This is a genomic window from Rhizobium ecuadorense (assembly GCF_001187535.1).
Lineage (GTDB): Bacteria > Pseudomonadota > Alphaproteobacteria > Rhizobiales > Rhizobiaceae > Rhizobium > Rhizobium ecuadorense.
Window position 1 is genome coordinate 71,261 of sequence record NZ_LFIO01000958.1, and the last position, 16,318, is coordinate 87,578.

The following is a 16,318-nucleotide window of genomic DNA, read 5'->3' on the forward strand; positions in this document are numbered from 1 at the left end:
CGGAGGCGAAGATAGGAGCGGCGGCCGATCAGTTGAACGAGCGCACCAGACTGCCGACAAGCAGGTTCCAGCCGTCGATCAGCACGAAGAAGAGGATCTTGAACGGCAGCGAGATCGAGGTCGGCGGCAGCATCATCATGCCCATCGCCATGGTGATGGTGGCGACGATGAGGTCGATGACGAGGAACGGCAGCACGACGAGGAAGCCGATCTCGAAGCCGCGGCGGATCTCGGAAATCATGAAGGCCGGGATCAGCACCCGGTAGTCGATCGGATCGGTCGTCTGGATATTCTGCCCGCGTTCGCGCGCCAGATCGACGAAAAGCGCCAGATCCTTGTCGCGGGTATTGGCCGCCATGAAGGTGCGGAAAGGTTCGGCGATGCGCTGGACGGCCTCGGTCTCGTTGATCTGATTGGCAAGCAGCGGCTGCACACCGTTCTGCCAGGCCTGATCGAAGGTCGGCGACATGACGTAGAAGGTCATGAACAGCGACAGCGACAGCAGGATCATGTTGGAGGGCGTCGAGGAGAGGCCCATGCCCGAACGCAGGATCGAGAAGGCGATGACGAAGCGCGGGAAGCTCGTCACCATGATCAGGATGCCCGGCGCGACCGAAAGAATGGTCAGCAGGCCGAATGTGCGGATGATCCAGGCAGCGACGGAGCCATCGACCGGCAGGTTCAACAAGTCAGTCGGCAGCTGCTGTGCCACCGCCAGTTCCGGTACCGCCATCATGGCGGCAAGGAAAACTATAAGACGAATCATTCGATGACAAATGTCCTGAACATGACCTTCGATACCCGCCCTTGCGAGCGAAGGTCAACACGTTCCTGTATGTCATCCTTGAGATATTGAAAGCCCCGCGGCCCCTCGATCTGCTGAAGGGAAACGGTCCTGATATAAGCGAGGATATCCTGGTGAATATCCTCGGAAACCTTGACATCCGGCGGCCCGTTGAACAGCAGCGCGACCTCGAGTCGGACCCAGTTTTCCGAGGGATAAGCGAGGTTCGAGGTGATCGGCTCGAGCTGGACGACGTTGTTGGCCTCGGTCGAGATGTGGGCCAGCCCCTCCTCGGCCTTTTTCTTGGCCTCGGCGTCCTTGGCCTGCTCGGCCTCCTTGGCGCCCTTGACGTTGGGCGCGACGATCGTACCGACCGCCCAGCCGCCGCCGGCGCCGAGCAGGGTCAGGACGGCGATGCCGATGATCGTCATCAGCGTGGCGGATTTCTTCTTTGATTGATCTGCGCTTGCGTCTGGCTCTGCCATCGTCGTTCAGCCTCAAAGGGGCGAGAAAAGATCGACGGCCTGCTGGCCGCGCGGAGGCTGCTGCACTTCCATCAGGCGGCCGCGGCCACCGTAGGAGATGCGGGCTTCGGCGATCTTGTCGTAGGAGATCTGGTTTTCGGCATTGACGTCCTGCGGACGAACGATACCGGCGACGTTCAGGATGCGCAGTTCCTGGTTCAACCGGACTTCCTGTGAGCCCGATATGACGAGGTTGCCGTTTTCGAGAATGCCGGTGACGACCGCGGCGACCAGAAGGGTCAACTTGTCGGTGCGCTCAATCTTGCCCTTGCCGTCGGTGCTGGTGTCGGAGCCATAGGTCAGGTCGGTCTTGGACTCGGGCGTCCAGCCGAAGATCTGGGCGTTGACGTCCCAGTTCATGCCGCTCGAATTCTTGCGGCTGCGGTTGGTCTCGTTGTCGAAAGAGCCCTTGTCGTTGATCTGAATGTCGACGGTCAGGATGTCGCCGACGTTGAGCGCGCGCGCATCCTTGAAGAGTGCAGCCTGCGAATCGCTCCACAGCGAATAACCCTGCGCCACGGCGCGCGGCTGCTTCGGATAAAGCGCCATCTGCGGCGTCTGGCCATAGGCAAGGCCGCTGCCGATCGGGCTCATGGCGGGCGCGCGGCCGATCTCGCTGACTGCCGTCGGAGTCTGGCAGCCTGCAAGGAGTGCGAGGGCGGCGATCGCGGCCGGGAAACGCATATTCATGAAGGATCCTTCGACGTATTGGGATCGGACGCACTGGCGATGACGCTGGCGATGGCCGCGGCCTTCTTCGCGTCCATCTCGTTGAGGATGAGGCTCGACTGACGCGGCCCGAGCCGCATGATCACGGCGGAGGCCACCTCGATCTTCATATCCTGCAGCTGCTGGGCGGCCGCATCCGGCTTCATCTTCCTGTAGATCTCGGTGAGGCCGGCTTCCGCCTGCTTCAGGAAATCGTCGCGCCGCTTCAGCCAGTCCTGGTATTCCGCCTTGCGCTTGTCCATCTCCGCCATGCGGGCGTCGATGTCGGCGCGAAGCTTTTCCAGTTCCTGCTTCTGCAGCAGGTAACGCTGGTCGCGGGCGGGGTCGGCGATGTTGGTGCAGAACTGCTTGACCTCGTCCTCAGAGGTGATGTCGCCCGCCGGCGCATGCTCTTGTGCAAAGGCGCTAGGGATCGACAGAAGGACGAGGCTTGCTGCCGGCAGCGCCAGCCGGCGCAGCAATTGCAGGACCGTCATGTCTTTGATGATCTTTATCATTGCAGCACAAGCTCCGCCTGCAGGGCGCCCGCCGACTTGATGCCCTGGAGAATGGCGATAATGCCATCCGGTTTCACACCGATATTGTTGAGGCCGGCGACGAGGGTCCTGAGGTCGGGACCGTCGATGATGGCGACGCGCCCGCCGGTCTGCTCGGCCGCGATGTCGGTCTGCGGCTGGACCGCGGTCCGGCCGCGCGAGAAGGGTTCGGGCTGGATGATCTGCGGCGTCTCGGTGACCTGCACCGTCAGGGTGCCGTAGCTGACGGCAACCGGCGAGACGCGGACGTCGGAGCCGATGACGATCGTTCCGGTGCGCTCGTTGATGACAACCTTGGCCGGCGTATCGGTTTCGACGATGAGATTTTCGATGTCGGCCATCAACCGGGTGAGATCGGCCTGGCGCGGCTTCTGGATCACCACTTCCTGCGAATCCTTGGCTTCGGCCACCGGGCCGCCGAAGCGTGCCGAGGCATAACCGTTGACGATGTCGGCGATGCGGATCGCCGTCGAGAAGTCGGGGTTGCGCAGCTGCAGCACGAGATTGACCGAGTCCTTGAAACGGGACGGCAGTTCGCGTTCGATGATCGCGCCGCCGGGCACGCGGCCGGCGGTGGTCACACCTTCGGTCACGGTTGCGGCCTGGCCCTGGGCCTGGAAGCCGGTGACGATGGCCGCGCCCTGCGCGACGGCATAGATCTGGCCGTCAGCGCCGGAAAGCGAGGTCATGACGAGCGTGCCGCCGCGCAGCGACGTCGCGTCGCCGAGCGAGCTCACCGTTACGTCGATGCGGCTGCCGGGGCTTGCAAAGGGCGGCAGGTTGGCGGTGACCATCACGGCCGCCGTGTTCTTGGCGTTGGACTGGCCGCCCTGCGTCGAGATGCCGAGATTCTGCAGCATCGCCCGCATCGACTGCTCGGTGAAAGGCGAGGCGCGGAAGCCGTCGCCGGTTCCCTGCAGGCCGACGATCAGGCCATAACCGATCAGCTGGTTGTCGCGGCCGGCCTGAAGGGAGGCGATATCCTTGATGCGGGAGGTCAGCGCCCAGGCGGGCGCGACGTCGACGAGGCTCATGGCGAGAACCGCGACAAGGGTCAAGAACCGGAAGAACAATTTCATTTTGCCCTCACATGGACCGTGCCGTCTGCAAGCACCGTGCCGCTGACGATGACGCCGGAATCCATATTGCGCGCGCGGATCAGCTGCCCGGTGGAGCCGTCTTCGAGCGGCGAGCCGGCGGCTGAAATGGTCATCGCACCGAGCGAGAAGACGAGGCGGATCGAAGATCCGCGTGTCACCGTATAGGGCTCACGCAGACCTGAAACCGAAATCGTGCGACCCGGCAGCAGGGTGCGCTTGGAGACCAGGCCTTCGACCTGGGAAATGGATTTGGCGAAATCGCCGGCGAGGTTGGGGTTGGTGACCTCGACCTCCTGAAGCTGGCTGGCCGACAATGTGTCGCCGGGGTAGATGATCGTCGTCGGGACGACGGCATAACCCATGCCGGCATCCACGTCCGTGGGCGAGAAAACGCCCGCGACTGCGATCGTGGCCGCCGCCACCCATCCTGAGATGTATCCTGCCCGGCAAAACATCATGTTTCGGCCCTTCCCCTTACTTCAGGTTCTTGCTGACGATGGAGGCCATTTCGTCAGCCGTGGTGATCACCTTGGAATTCATTTCGTAAGCACGCTGGGCCGAGATCAGTTCGGTGATTTCCTTCACCGGGTCGACGTTCGAGGCTTCCAGATAACCCTGCTTCATGTAGGCGAAACCTTCCTCATCGGGATTGCCGACGACGGCTTCGCCGGAGGCTGCCGTTTCCTGGAAGAGATTGTCGCCGATCGGCTGGAGGCCGGCCTCGTTGACGAAATCGGCAAGTGTCAGTTGGCCGAGAACAGTCGCGTCCGTCGCCCCCGGCAACTTGGCCGAAACCTGGCCCGAGCGGCTGATCGTCAGCTCGGTCGAGCCCGTCGGAATGGTGATGCCGGGCATGACCTCGTAACCGTCGATGGTGACGAGCTGGCCCTGGTCGTTTTTGTTGAAGGCGCCGGCGCGGCTGTAAAGCGTCGTCCCGTCGGTCGACTGGATCTGGAAGAAGCCCTTGCCGATCAGCGCCACGTCGAGATCGTTGCCGGTCTGGGTCAGTTCGCCCTGCAGATGCAAGTTGCGGACCGCCGAGGTCTGGACGCCGAGGCCGATATTGGCGCCTTCGGGAACGACGGCCTGGTTGGCGCGGTTGGCGACACCCTTGGCGCGTTCGGTCTGGTAGAGAAGATCGGAGAATTCGGCGCGCGCGCGCTTGAAACCCGTCGTATTGATGTTGGCGATGTTGTTCGCGATGACTTCCAGATTGGTCTGCTGGGCATCCATGCCCGTTGCTGCAATGGCGAGCGCTCTCATGTGTTCGTCCTCAAATCAGTTACATCTGCATCTTGGTGACTTCGAGAAAGGCCGAGACGACCTTGTCGCGGATAGCAATCGCCGTCTGCAACGTCTGCTCGGCCTGGAGCATGGAATCGACGACTTCACGCGTCGTCGCCGTGCCCTTGATCCCGGCGAAGGACATGCTTTCCGCACCCTTCAGGCTGGTGACCGCGTCGTTTGCCATGTTGCCCATGACGGAGGCGAAGCTCATGCCGTTGGCCGCGCCCGCGGTGCCCGGCAGGGTGGCGGCAGACGACGAGGCGGAATTTTCGGTGTCGACGGCGCCGAGCGCGCGGGTCATCGAAAGATTGCTGACATTCTGGACGCTGCTGATCATTATTATTGGCTCTTCAGGAGATCGATCGTGGAGGAGATGAGATCGCGGGTCTGCTTGATGGTCTGCAGATTGGCGTCATACGAGCGGTTGGCTTCGCGCATGTCGGCCATCTCGACCAGAATGTTGACGTTCGGCAGCTTGACGACGCCCTTCTGGTCCGCAGCCGGATTGCTCGGATCGAATTCGGTGCTGAAGTCGCCTTCGTCGACGCCGACCTTCTTGACATCGACCGTCTCGACGCCGCTGGCGCGATCCATCTGCTGGCCGAAAGTAATCGTCTTGCGGCGGTAGGGGTCGGCACCCGGTGTGTCGCCGGTCGAGCGGGCGTTGGCGATGTTTTCCGAAACGATGCGCAGGCGCGTCGACTGCGCCTCGAGCCCGGAACCGGCGATTTTCATTGCTGCTGAAAGCGGATCCATGGCTTTTACTTCCTGACGGTCATCAGCATCATGCGGTTGAAGGAACTGACCAGCGAGGTGTTCAGATCATATTGGCGCTTGATATCGCCAGACTTGGAGAGCTCCTCGGCAAGGCCGACCGTGTTGCCGGATTCCTGGACGCCGATTTCCTGGTCGAGTGCAGCATCCTTGACGTCGATATCGCCGCTGGCGCTGAAATCATTGCCGCTGAGATGGGCCGGATTGGTGCGCGCCATGGTGATGTCGGATTTGTCGAGCACGGCGTCGAAGGGCGTGACGTCCTTGGCGCGGAACTTCGGGGTATTGGCATTCGCGATGTTGCCGGCAACAACCTGCTGACGGATCGTCAGCCATTCCGCCTGTCGCGAAGCCAAGTCGAAAAGTTGGATCGGTTGCATGAGACTCTCCGTTTTTACTGTCCCGAACCTAGTGCGGTAATCTTGCGTGGGACTTACGGAAAATCAGGTTTCAAGCCGCCTTACGGGGCGCGCGCGCCGCGCAAAAAAACCGGGGCCCCGGCCGGTTTTCGGCGGAGCCCCTGTTGCCTTCGGCGTCGGCCGGCAGCTTCAGTTGTTCTGGTAGGTTTCACCCTTGGAGGTGACGATCATCCACTTGCCCTCGCGCTGTTCGATTGTCGCAAGGCGGCTCTGATCCGGCAGGATCGAGCCGACGCGCACCACATACATGCCGGAAGTATCCTCGATCAGCGCCCGGCCGTTGGAAACGTGCAGCAGCCGGAAGGACGACTTGCCGGGGAAGGGTTGATCCTCCAGGATGGGCCGGCCCTCGCGTTCCTTGCCGAGATCGGAGACCGTCGCCGTCGTCAGCGGATCGATCGGCGGCGCCTTCTTGTCCGGCTCGTTCTTGTTGACCATGGCAAGCGGCGAGACGCTGAAGACGTTGCGGGCCGGCCAATCCGGCAGTTCGCGCGAATTGTCGCTGGCGGCGACGTTGATGCCGAATTTGTCTTCGTTGAAGAACACGTACCAGGGAAAGAAGGCGGAGGCGCCGGCCAGCGCCAGGCCGGCAAAAGTCAGAAACCGATCCAGGCCGGCGGCCTTCCTGCGCTGCTTCGGGGAAGCGATGCGTTCATCGTCGAATTCAGCCACGTCTATCTCCTCTGGATGGCTCCGCCCTGATTGCCGATACCGGCTGCAGCCTTGAGGGCGCCGGCGAGATCGGCAAAGGCATCGGGCGAGTCGCGATCGCCCGGTGACTGTTTCAGGACGTCGTAAATGATCGGCACCTGCTTGACCGCCATATCGAGATCGGGATCGGCGCCCTGGCGGTAACCGCCGATCAGGCGCAGGTCGCGCGTTTCCTCGAAACGGTGGATCAGCACCTTCAGCCGCGACACCAGCTTTTCCTGATCCGGCGTCCAGGCCTTGCGGGCAAGACGCGAGATCGAGGCGAGCGGATCGATCGGCGGATAGCGCCCTTCTTCGGCGAGGCTGCGCTGCAGGACGATATGGCCGTCGAGGATGCCGCGCGTCGAATCGGCGATCGGGTCGTTGTGATTGTCGCCATCGACGAGGATCGAGATGATCGCCGTGATGGTGCCGGCGCCCTCGGGGCCGGGACCGGCGCGCTCCAACAGGCGCGGCAGCTCGGTGAAGACGGAAGCCGGGTAGCCGCGGGCGATCGGCGGCTCGCCGGAGGCGGTCGCCACCTCGCGGATCGCATGGGCGAAACGCGTGACGCTGTCGACGATGAACAGGACGTTCTCGCCCTTGTCGCGGAAATGCTCGGCGATGGTGACCGCCGTCAGCGGCGCCATCTTGCGCAGCATCGGGCTCTCGTCGCTGGTGGCGACGACGGCGATCGCCTTCTTCATATTGCTGCCGAGCGTATCCTCGATGAATTCGCGCACCTCGCGGCCGCGTTCGCCGACAAGCGCAATGACGACCTTGTCGAAGGCATCGGCGCGGGCGAGCATGGACAGAAGTGTCGATTTGCCGACGCCGGAGCCGGCGAAGATGCCGAGGCGCTGCCCGAGGCAGAGCGGCGAGAAGATATCGATGGCGCGCACGCCGGTCTTGAAGCCGGCCTCGACGCGCTTGCGGGTCATCGAGGGCGGAGCGGTATTGGAGATCGAGCGGCGGTCGAGGCCCTCGGCGATCGGCCCAAGCCCGTCGATCGGCTCGCAGAGCGAATTGACGGTGCGCCCGCACCAGCTGTCCGACGGTGAGATGCGGAAGGCGCCCTTGCGGATGACCGTATCGTGGATGCCGATCGGCTCGCCCGGCTCGATCGGGCAGACATAGATCAGATCAGGCTCGACGCGAACGACCTCGCCGAGATGGATGCCGGTCGCCGACTTATGGGCGACGAACTCGCCCAGGCGAACATGGCGGGAGAGACCGCGAACGGTATAGTGGCCGGCGGCGATGGTCTGCACGCGGCCGCCATGGGCAACCGAGAACTCCGGCGATGCGTATCGATCGACGAGACCTGCCAGATGCGCCAGCTTCGGAGAAAGGCCGTCCTCGGACAGTAGCGTCGTGCTCATGCTTCAATCCCACCCGAAAATGCGACGCATTTCCGGTCTTTGTTTTTATGCATGTCGTCCTCCCAAAACCGCTGCACACTTTTGGGCGACATGCATTAGCGGCTGCCCCCAAGCGTCTGAACGGCTTCCTTGAAGGAATCCTCGCTATCGCGCATCAGCGACGAGACGCTTTCGAAAGCGCGGTTGACTTCGATCAGCTGGGTGATCTCGCGCATGGCGTTGACGTTGGAGTTTTCGAGATAGCCTTGCTCGACACCGACATTGAAGCGATCGACGACGGCGCGCGGCTGGTCGGTGGTCATGATGCCGCTGTTCTCGTAGCGCAGATAACCTTTGCTGATATCGGCCTCGAACAGGCCGAGCGAAGCGACCTGGCGGTCGCCCTGATAGATGATGCCGTCGGTGCCGACGGCCGGCTCGCCGCCTTTGGAATTGAGCTGGATGGGCGCGCCGCCGGCGTCGAGAACGGGATATCCGCGGATCGAGACCAGCTCGCCGGTATCCTTGAGCGTGAAGCGGCCGTCCCTCGTCAGCACGCGGCCGGCCGGCGTATCGAGCGAGAACCAGGCATCCCCCTTGATGGCGAAATCAAGCATGTTGCCGGTGTGCTGCAGCTCGCCGTTTGACTCGTTCAGATAGTCGTTGCCCTGGGAAACGAAGGCGACCTTGGTGTTCAGCTTGTTCTTGGTCGCCGCCACCATCTCGTCGAACTTCACCTCGGTGGCGCGAAAACCGGTCGTGTTCACGTTCGCCATGTTGTCCGCAATGGTGTTCAGGCGCTTTTCGAGGGCCATCTGCGACGACAGAGAAACATAAAGACCGGATTGCATGTCGGTAGGCTCCAAGCATTGGCGATGAACGGAACGAAAAGCCGGGCCTCGTCTACAGGGTTCGGCCGGGATTTCGCTGAGGCGGCATCTCAGAAACGGGTGCGGGCACCCATTCGTCTCCTTTAGACTGACGGCAGATGCTTGCGCGAAGCTGGCACGCGGAAATGCCTTGCGCGCGGCCCGTTCATCAGCCTCACGCAAGGCAGAAACCCTAACCGTCTTAGAGAAAAGTAACGTTCAGATTGGGCTGACGATGAATATCATTATCGGATTTATAGTGACTTGCGGCTGTGTCATCGGCAGCTTCATGGCAATGGGCGGCCACGTGGACGCGCTGTTCCAGCCCTTCGAATTCGTGATCATCGGCGGCGCCGGTCTCGGCAGCTTCATCATGGCGAACCCGATGAAGGTGGTGAAGGATTCCGGCAAGGCGCTCGGCGAAGCCTTCAAGCACGCCGTGCCGAAGGAACGCAATTATCTCGATACGCTCGGCGTGCTCTATTCCTTGATGCGCGACCTGCGCACCAAGTCGCGAAACGAAATCGAAGCCCATATCGACAATCCGGCAGAATCGACGATCTTCCAACAGGCCCCGACCGTTCTGAAGAACAAGGAACTGACGGCGTTCATCTGCGACTACGTGCGCCTGATCATCATCGGCAATGCCCGCAGCCACGAGATCGAAGCGCTGATGGACGAAGAGCTCAACACCATCATGCACGACAAGATGAAGCCCTATCACGCGATCCAGATCATGGGCGATTCCTTCCCGGCGATCGGTATCGTCGCGGCGGTTCTCGGCGTCATCAAGGCGATGGCCCACATCAACGATTCGCCGGAAGTGCTCGGTCATCTGATCGGCTCGGCGCTGGTCGGCACCTTCCTCGGCATTCTCCTGTCCTACTGCGTCTGCTCGCCGCTGGTCTCCCAGATCAAGATCGTCCGCAACAAGCAGCATCGCCTCTACGTCATCGTCAAGCAGACGCTGCTTGCCTACATGAACGGCTCGGTGCCGCAGGTCGCTCTCGAATACGGCCGCAAGACGATCTCGGCTTACGAGCGCCCGTCCATCGATGCGGTCGAACAGGAAATGATGAACCCAGGCGGCGAGAACAAGGCGGCTTAAATGACCATGAGCAATGCTTCGCACGACAAACCGGCAATGGATCCTGCCCTTCTCGCCAAGCTGACCGGCGGGCTTGGCGACAGAGGCAGGGTCGCCAAGATCTGCAGCTCCTTCGGGGAAATCTACAGCGAATTCTTTCCCGACGTCATCAAGAGCGAGACCGGCCTCGACGTCACGGTCAACTATCTCGGCTGCGAGATCGGCTACAAGAATCATCTGATCGACGACCTGAACTCGAACGTCACGCTCGCCGACGTGACGCTGCGCAACTGGTCGCAGAACATCACGCTTGCCTGTGGCAACGGTTTCGTCATCACGCTGATGGAGCACCTGCTCGGCGCCACCGCCGATACGATCGAGGAGCCGGCCGACCGGCTGCTGTCGATCATCGAAATGGACCTGGCGGTGATGGTTTTCGACAAGATCGCCAAGGTGCTGCGCTCGGCCGTCAACGCGCCCGGCGGTTTCGAGCCGAGTCTTTCGGTCCCGCACGCCCTTGAGATGCGCGCCCGGCCGCCGGAGGACCGCCCGGACGAATTCGCCGCCGCCATCAACATGTCGATCACGCTTGCCGGCATCACTTCCGAATTTTCGTTGATGGTTCCGCAGACGGCGCTGCTCAAGACCAAGGTGACGCCGCCGAAGCCGAAGCGCCAGTCGGGCGGCAGCTCGGCGGAATGGACCGAACAGCTCGGCGACCAGGTTCGCCGTTCGCATGTCACGCTCGAGGCCAAGATCAGGCTGCAGGACCTGACATTGCGCACGATCTCGAAGCTGATGGTCGGCGACGTCATCCCGTTCCGTGACCATGGCGACGTGCGCGTCGAGGTCTGCGCCAACAGCAAGGAACTGTATGTGTGCGAGTTCGGGCGTTCAGGCGAAAACTACATGGTCCGCGTCAAGGACACGATGAACTCGGATGACGAACTCATCCGTCATTTAATGAATTAATCGGTTCTCTGGCTTTTGGGCTGCAAAGGCAGTTTGAGGCAAGTTTCAACTGGAATAGTGATTTCATGGCTACGAAGAAAACACAGCAGAACAGCGACCTCTCCCTGGATATGCCGGGCAGCGAAGCGGATCTCGACCAGGCGATCGACGATCTGCGCGGCGTGCTGAAGCAGGATGCCGATGGCGACCTGCCGCAGTTTGGCGACGACCTGCAGAACGACGCCTTCGCAGCCGGAACCGATCTGGCGGCCTTCGGCGGCGAGATTTCGGACAGCCCGTTCGGCGGCGACGATTTCGGCGGCGATTTCGGTGCTGGCAATGCCGGCTCGGCCGCCGGCATGGATTTCGGCAGCAGCCCTTCCTTCGAGGCGTCGCCGGCTCCGCTCGGCAGCGCCTTGAATTCCAATTTCGAACTGATCATGGACATCCCGATCGATGTCCAGATCATGCTCGGCACCAGCCGCATGCAGGTCTCCGGCCTGATGAACCTCAATGAAGGGGCGACGATCGCCCTTGACAAGAAAATCGGCGAGCCGGTCGAGATCATGGTGAACGGCCGCAGGATTGCCCGCGGCGAGATTACGGTGCTTGATAACGACGACACCCGATTCGGTGTGAAACTGATAGAAGTTTTGAGTACGAAAAAAGCCTGATCCCTGTGTGGGACGGAGAGGTTAGACCATGATGGACTTTGACGATTTCGGCGGCGCGCTAGCCGGGAAACCGTTGACCCAGGCTGAAAAGGCGGCGGCTGTTCTTCTCGCCATGGGAAAGGGCGTCGCCGGCCGGCTGTTGAAATATTTCACCCAGGCCGAACTGCAGACCATTATCGCATCCGCCCAGTCGCTGCGCGCCATTCCGCCGGACGAACTCCTGATGCTCGTCGGCGAATTCGAAGACCTCTTCACCGAGGGCGCCGGACTGATGGACAATGCCAAGGCGATCGAAGCCATTCTGGAAGAGGGCCTGACGCCCGACGAGGTCGACAGCCTGCTCGGCCGCCGCACGGCGTTCCAGGCCTATGAAACCTCGATCTGGGATCGTCTCAGCGAGGCGGAGCCGACATTCGTCGCCCAGTTCCTGCTGCGCGAACATCCGCAGACCGTTGCCTATATTCTTTCGATGATGCCTTCCAACTTCGGCGCCAAGGTGCTGCTGCAGCTCCCCGACAACCGCCGCGCCGACATCATGAACCGAACCGTCAACATGAAGACCGTCAGCCCGAAGGCTGCGCAGATCATCGAGAACCAGGTGATGACGCTGCTTGCCGAGGTCGAGGCAGAGCGCAATGCCGCCGGCTCGACGAAGGTTGCCGATCTCATGAACGAACTCGACAAGCCGCAGGTCGACACCCTGCTCACCTCGCTCGAATCGATCAGCCGCGAATCCGTCAACAAGGTCCGCCCGAAGATCTTCCTGTTCGAGGATCTCATGTACATGCCGCAGCGCAGCCGCGTCATGCTGCTCAACGACATCTCGACGGATGTGCTCACCGTCGCGCTGCGCGGTTCGCCGCCCGAGATCCGCGAATCGGTTCTCTCCGCCATCAGCCCGCGCCAGCGCCGCATGATCGAATCGGATCTGCAGAGCGGCATGGGCGGCGTCAATCCGCGCGAGATTGCAATTGCCCGGCGCGCCGTGGCGCAGGAAGCGATTCGCCTGGCCAATTCAGGCCAGATCGAGCTCAAGGAGAAGGAAGGCGACGCTTCGGCAGCCGCCTAATCCTCCGAGACTGTTGACAAATCCGGCGCGCGGCAAAGCGGCCGTTGATCGCCGTGTCGCAGGCGACTACCCTTCAAATGATTGGCTGCGCTTTAAAGCGCGTCGCGGAGAACCTCGGTTCCGGCGACGCGCTTTAGCTCTTGTGTTGATGCATGTCGTCATCCCAAAACCGCTGCACATTTTTGGGCGACATGCATTAGCTGCGGCCTATAGTTTTGACGGAGGGCCGCGTCTTGGCAGACGATGACAAGGACAGCAAAACAGAAGCCCCGACCGCGAAAAAGCAATCCGACGCGGCTGAGAAGGGCAACGTGCCGTTTTCGCGCGAGCTGTCGATCTTCGCGACCATCCTTGCCACCTATATCTATCTGGTGTTCTTCCTCCCCGACAGCGTCGGGCGCATGACTGAAACCCTGCGCGACATCTTCGAGCAGCCCGACCAGTGGAAGATCGAGACGGGGCCCGACGTCCTTTCGCTGTTCGTCAAGCTCGGCTGGGCCACTGCGGCGCTGCTGGCGCCGGCCTTCATCCTGTTCATGGTGTTCGGCATCGCCTCCTCCGTTTTTCAGAACTTGCCGACGCCGGTGCTCGAGCGCATCCGGCCGCAGGCCTCGCGCATCTCTCCCGCCAAAGGCTGGGGACGGCTGTTCAGCCTGCCGGGCCTCGTCGAGTTCGGAAAATCGCTGTTCAAGGTCGTCGTCGTCGGGGTCATCCTGTTTTTCGTGCTGAGGAGCGAATATTTCAGCTCGATCGACGCGATGTTCTCCGACCCGCAGACGATCCTGGTGCGGATCTCGACGGCGATGCGCAAGATCATCATCGTCGTGCTGATCGCCACCGCGATCGTGGCGATCGCCGATGTCTTCTGGACGCGCCATCACTGGTTCACCGAGCTGAAGATGACCCGGCACGAGATCAAGGAAGAAAACAAGCAGGCGCAGGGCGACCCCTTCGTCAAGGGCCGGCAGCGCTCGCTGATGCGCGACCGCGCGCGCCGGCGGATGATCGCCAACGTGCACCGGGCGACGCTCGTCATCGCCAACCCGACGCACTATGCGGTGGCGCTGCGCTACGCGCGCGAAGAAAACGACGCGCCGGTCGTGCTGGCCAAAGGCCAGGACCTCATTGCGCTCAAAATCAGGGAGATTGCCGAGAAAAACGGCATCCCGGTGTTCGAGGATCCGCCGCTTGCGCGCTCCATGTTTGCGCAAGTCTCGATCGATAGTGTCATACCGTCAGTCTTCTATAAGGCCGTTGCGGAGCTGATCCACCGGGTCTACGCCGCAGACGCCAAGAACAAACGGGTAAGATAAGCCTAATGAAAAAATGCCCCCACTCTACCCAGCGTGAAAAAATCCTCGCAGTCGCGATCAGCCCGGTCGCCACGGAACTGCGCCTTCTGGATGCTTCTGACCTTATTTCGCTGCTGCGCTTCGAGTATTACGGCAATCTTTCCGATCTCGTCGCTTCGGCGGCAGAGCTTTTCTTTCATCCGGGCACGGTGAATTTCGGCCTGGGCGGCAACTATACGCTAGAGTGGGGCGGCAAGCCCGAAGTCGTTCTCGATCTGGAAATCAAGCCGCGCGGCGTTACCGTCTATGCGCAGCTGACGCTTGCCGAAGATCACGCCGGCATCGAGATCAACCATATCGCGTTCCAGGATGCCTCGGCCGATCCCGATGAGAACACCCGTTTCCTCGAAAAGAGCCTTCGGGAATCGCGTTACAACGTCAACCAGCCGCCGCGGGCGCTGGCGAGCTGACCTCTCATCAAGACATGAGAGCTTTCATCGCGAGAGCAGATCCATCCGCTTCAGCTGAGCTGAGCAGGGCTCAGCTGAAATCGCCGAGCGGGGCTCAGCTGATATAGCCGAGCCGGATCGCCTTGGCGATCGCCTGGATGCGATTGACGGAATCGAGCTTGATGGTCGCCGAGCCGAGATAGGCGTTCACGGTGTGCACCGACAGGCCGAGCTTGTCGGCAATCTCTTCGCTGATGCGGCCGTCGCCGGCAAGCTGGAGACAGGCGATCTCGCGTTCGCTAAGGGCTTCAGCGGCCGCCGTGCGGCGTTCGTCGAGCGAAAGCAGATCCATCATGATATGGCAGCAGCGACCGTGCAGCTCGACGATGGTATCGCTCGAAGGATCGAGCTCATCGCCGGTGAAAACGATGAAACCGTTGCCGACGGCGCCGAGCCGCACCGGAAAGGCAAGGCCGGAAAAAGGCACGATACCGTCCTGCAGCCGCGTCATGAACGGCGCGAAGTCGGCAGGGCCAGGTGCGGCACGGTCATAACCGCCGGCCCATGAGAGCGGCAGCAACGACTTGTCGATATGGTCGAGAAGAATATCGCCGTAGGCATCCGTGAAGGCCTTGCCGAAACCGGCATTGGAAGACCCCCAGTTCTCGAGTTCGCAGACAAGGCGCTGCTTTGCCGGAAGACCGGCGCCGCTGACGCGGAAGATCGCGAAGCCCTGAGCATCGGCGAGCTTCTGCATCGCAATCAGCCGCGGAAAAAGATCGGACCGGCTGGAAATCCTGTTCACACGCACCATGCGCAGCTGCTCGGCGCTGCTCATCGTCCTGGCTGATGGATGCGCCATGGATTCCCCCTATACGAGATTGTTGCGGACGGCGAAGGCAATGGCCTCGGACCGGGTCTTGGTCGCCGTCTTGCGCATCACGCTGGTAATGTAGTTGTTGATGGTGTTGCGGGAGATGCCGAGGATCATCGCGATCTCGTCGCTGGTCTTGCCCTCGGCGATCCAGAACAGGCATTCCAGCTCGCGGTCGGTCAATTCGAAATCGCGATCGACCCTCGTCCCGCCGCAGCGCAGGAAACTCGCGACATAACCGGCGAGCAGGCCCACATCCCGCAGGCGCTCCGGCGACAGGATGAAGCCCTCGCCGAACAGGAACATCAGAGCCAGCCGCGACCGGCCAACATTGAAGGTTACCGAACAATATTGGCGGCTGGCGCCGTCCGGCACGTCGGCATTGTCAGGCATAAGAGCAAAATTCGGCTGGAAGACCTGCATGCATTTTTCCAGCTCCGTCGAACGGGCATAGCCGCGAACCAGGTCATTGGCGATATCCCTGACGAGGTCAAAAGGCCAATCCGACGAAACAATGAAATCGAGGCCGCTTTCCTGGATGAGATCGCAGCGCGCCAGAAGATAATGCGAAGCGCCGACATACTCCGTCAGTGCACGCAATCCAGACTGCAACCTGCCAGTGTTGGCGACGCCGTGCAGGCGCTGGAGCAGTTGATCACGCGGCAACAGATCCGGCACTACCGCGCTCGCGAAATTCGACATTTGCCTCTCGCCTTTGCTCGCCTGAATTACATCCATATCCATTGGCAATGTCCTGCGGCTGAGGAACGATCAAACTCGGTGCAACAGCAATTTTTCTGCAAGGGATTCAATTCAAGTCCCGCTCGAATCCCATTTCGAATCACCCAA

Annotated in this window: 21 protein-coding genes; 6 read left to right on the forward strand and 15 right to left on the reverse strand. The window is 61.5% G+C overall.

From position 1 onward, the window contains the following. Nucleotides 1-28: 28 nt before the first annotated feature. From fliP to flgF, 13 genes are all read right to left on the reverse strand, one after another. Nucleotides 29-766: a flagellar type III secretion system pore protein FliP gene (fliP, locus tag AF337_RS17620; RefSeq protein ID WP_049733083.1), complete on the reverse strand. Its 738-nt coding sequence runs from the start codon at nucleotides 764-766 to the stop codon at nucleotides 29-31. Next, a complete protein-coding gene (locus AF337_RS17625; RefSeq protein WP_049733084.1) occupies nucleotides 763-1,269 on the reverse strand; it encodes a flagellar basal body-associated FliL family protein in 507 nt (168 codons plus the stop codon). Before AF337_RS17625 ends, fliP begins: the two co-directional genes overlap by 4 nt. 12 nt (nucleotides 1,270-1,281) lie before the next feature. Further along, nucleotides 1,282-1,998, reverse strand: coding sequence for a flagellar basal body L-ring protein FlgH (gene flgH / locus AF337_RS17630; RefSeq protein ID WP_049733085.1), 717 nt, complete (start codon nucleotides 1,996-1,998; stop codon nucleotides 1,282-1,284). Then, nucleotides 1,995-2,534, reverse strand: a complete 540-nt coding sequence (locus tag AF337_RS17635; RefSeq protein ID WP_049733086.1) for a MotE family protein — start codon at nucleotides 2,532-2,534, stop codon at nucleotides 1,995-1,997. Before AF337_RS17635 ends, flgH begins: the two co-directional genes overlap by 4 nt. Further along, nucleotides 2,531-3,652: a flagellar basal body P-ring protein FlgI gene (locus AF337_RS17640; protein WP_049733087.1), complete on the reverse strand. Its 1,122-nt coding sequence runs from the start codon at nucleotides 3,650-3,652 to the stop codon at nucleotides 2,531-2,533. The genes AF337_RS17635 and AF337_RS17640 overlap by 4 nt, the downstream gene beginning before the upstream one ends. Beyond that, a complete protein-coding gene (flgA, locus tag AF337_RS17645) occupies nucleotides 3,649-4,131 on the reverse strand; it encodes a flagellar basal body P-ring formation chaperone FlgA (RefSeq protein WP_049733088.1) in 483 nt (160 codons plus the stop codon). Before flgA ends, AF337_RS17640 begins: the two co-directional genes overlap by 4 nt. A gap of 16 nt (nucleotides 4,132-4,147) precedes the next feature. Continuing rightward, nucleotides 4,148-4,936 carry a flagellar basal-body rod protein FlgG gene (gene flgG / locus AF337_RS17650; RefSeq protein ID WP_049733089.1) on the reverse strand — a complete coding sequence of 263 codons (789 nt, stop codon included), beginning with the start codon at nucleotides 4,934-4,936 and terminating at the stop codon, nucleotides 4,148-4,150. A 19-nt stretch (nucleotides 4,937-4,955) separates the two neighbouring features. Beyond that, nucleotides 4,956-5,297, reverse strand: coding sequence for a flagellar hook-basal body complex protein FliE (gene fliE, locus AF337_RS17655; protein ID WP_049733090.1), 342 nt, complete (start codon nucleotides 5,295-5,297; stop codon nucleotides 4,956-4,958). 2 nt (nucleotides 5,298-5,299) lie between these two features. Next, a complete protein-coding gene (gene flgC, locus AF337_RS17660; RefSeq protein WP_007633309.1) occupies nucleotides 5,300-5,716 on the reverse strand; it encodes a flagellar basal body rod protein FlgC in 417 nt (138 codons plus the stop codon). Nucleotides 5,717-5,721: 5 nt separating this feature from the next. Continuing rightward, nucleotides 5,722-6,114 carry a flagellar basal body rod protein FlgB gene (gene flgB, locus AF337_RS17665; RefSeq protein WP_049733091.1) on the reverse strand — a complete coding sequence of 131 codons (393 nt, stop codon included), beginning with the start codon at nucleotides 6,112-6,114 and terminating at the stop codon, nucleotides 5,722-5,724. A 168-nt stretch (nucleotides 6,115-6,282) separates the two neighbouring features. Then, entirely contained in the window at nucleotides 6,283-6,825 is a 543-nt protein-coding gene (locus AF337_RS17670) for a hypothetical protein (RefSeq protein ID WP_049733092.1), read from the reverse strand. 2 nt (nucleotides 6,826-6,827) lie between these two features. Next, nucleotides 6,828-8,225 carry a flagellar protein export ATPase FliI gene (gene fliI, locus AF337_RS17675; RefSeq protein WP_049733093.1) on the reverse strand — a complete coding sequence of 466 codons (1,398 nt, stop codon included), beginning with the start codon at nucleotides 8,223-8,225 and terminating at the stop codon, nucleotides 6,828-6,830. A 95-nt stretch (nucleotides 8,226-8,320) separates the two neighbouring features. Further along, a complete protein-coding gene (gene flgF / locus AF337_RS17680; protein WP_049733094.1) occupies nucleotides 8,321-9,055 on the reverse strand; it encodes a flagellar basal-body rod protein FlgF in 735 nt (244 codons plus the stop codon). A gap of 253 nt (nucleotides 9,056-9,308) precedes the next feature. Here flgF and motA point away from each other — a divergent pair, with 253 nt between their 5' ends. The 6 genes from motA (at nucleotide 9,309) to AF337_RS17710 (ending at nucleotide 14,616) form a co-directional block, all read left to right on the forward strand. Continuing rightward, nucleotides 9,309-10,181, forward strand: coding sequence for a flagellar motor stator protein MotA (gene motA / locus AF337_RS17685; protein ID WP_049733095.1), 873 nt, complete (start codon nucleotides 9,309-9,311; stop codon nucleotides 10,179-10,181). Further along, the gene (locus AF337_RS17690) at nucleotides 10,182-11,132 is read left to right on the forward strand and encodes a FliM/FliN family flagellar motor switch protein (protein WP_049733096.1); all 951 of its coding nucleotides are present in this window, start codon (nucleotides 10,182-10,184) and stop codon (nucleotides 11,130-11,132) included. Nucleotides 11,133-11,197: 65 nt separating this feature from the next. Continuing rightward, nucleotides 11,198-11,785 (forward strand): flagellar motor switch protein FliN, encoded by a 588-nt coding sequence (gene fliN, locus AF337_RS17695; RefSeq protein ID WP_049733097.1) that lies wholly within the window; start codon nucleotides 11,198-11,200, stop codon nucleotides 11,783-11,785. A gap of 28 nt (nucleotides 11,786-11,813) precedes the next feature. Then, complete coding sequence (gene fliG / locus AF337_RS17700; RefSeq protein WP_049733098.1) at nucleotides 11,814-12,854, forward strand: flagellar motor switch protein FliG; 1,041 nt, start codon at nucleotides 11,814-11,816, stop codon at nucleotides 12,852-12,854. Nucleotides 12,855-13,087: 233 nt separating this feature from the next. Then, a complete protein-coding gene (flhB, locus tag AF337_RS17705) occupies nucleotides 13,088-14,167 on the forward strand; it encodes a flagellar biosynthesis protein FlhB (protein ID WP_049733099.1) in 1,080 nt (359 codons plus the stop codon). A 5-nt stretch (nucleotides 14,168-14,172) separates the two neighbouring features. Then, complete coding sequence (locus tag AF337_RS17710) at nucleotides 14,173-14,616, forward strand: hypothetical protein (protein ID WP_049733100.1); 444 nt, start codon at nucleotides 14,173-14,175, stop codon at nucleotides 14,614-14,616. 94 nt (nucleotides 14,617-14,710) lie between these two features. Here the strand turns inward: AF337_RS17710 and visR are convergent, their stop codons facing one another. Together visR and visN are read right to left on the reverse strand one after the other, a co-directional pair. Beyond that, complete coding sequence (gene visR / locus AF337_RS17715) at nucleotides 14,711-15,457, reverse strand: transcriptional regulator VisR (protein WP_049733101.1); 747 nt, start codon at nucleotides 15,455-15,457, stop codon at nucleotides 14,711-14,713. Between the two features lie 9 nt (nucleotides 15,458-15,466). Continuing rightward, nucleotides 15,467-16,213 carry a transcriptional regulator VisN gene (gene visN, locus AF337_RS17720; RefSeq protein WP_049733102.1) on the reverse strand — a complete coding sequence of 249 codons (747 nt, stop codon included), beginning with the start codon at nucleotides 16,211-16,213 and terminating at the stop codon, nucleotides 15,467-15,469. Nucleotides 16,214-16,318: the final 105 nt, after the last annotated feature.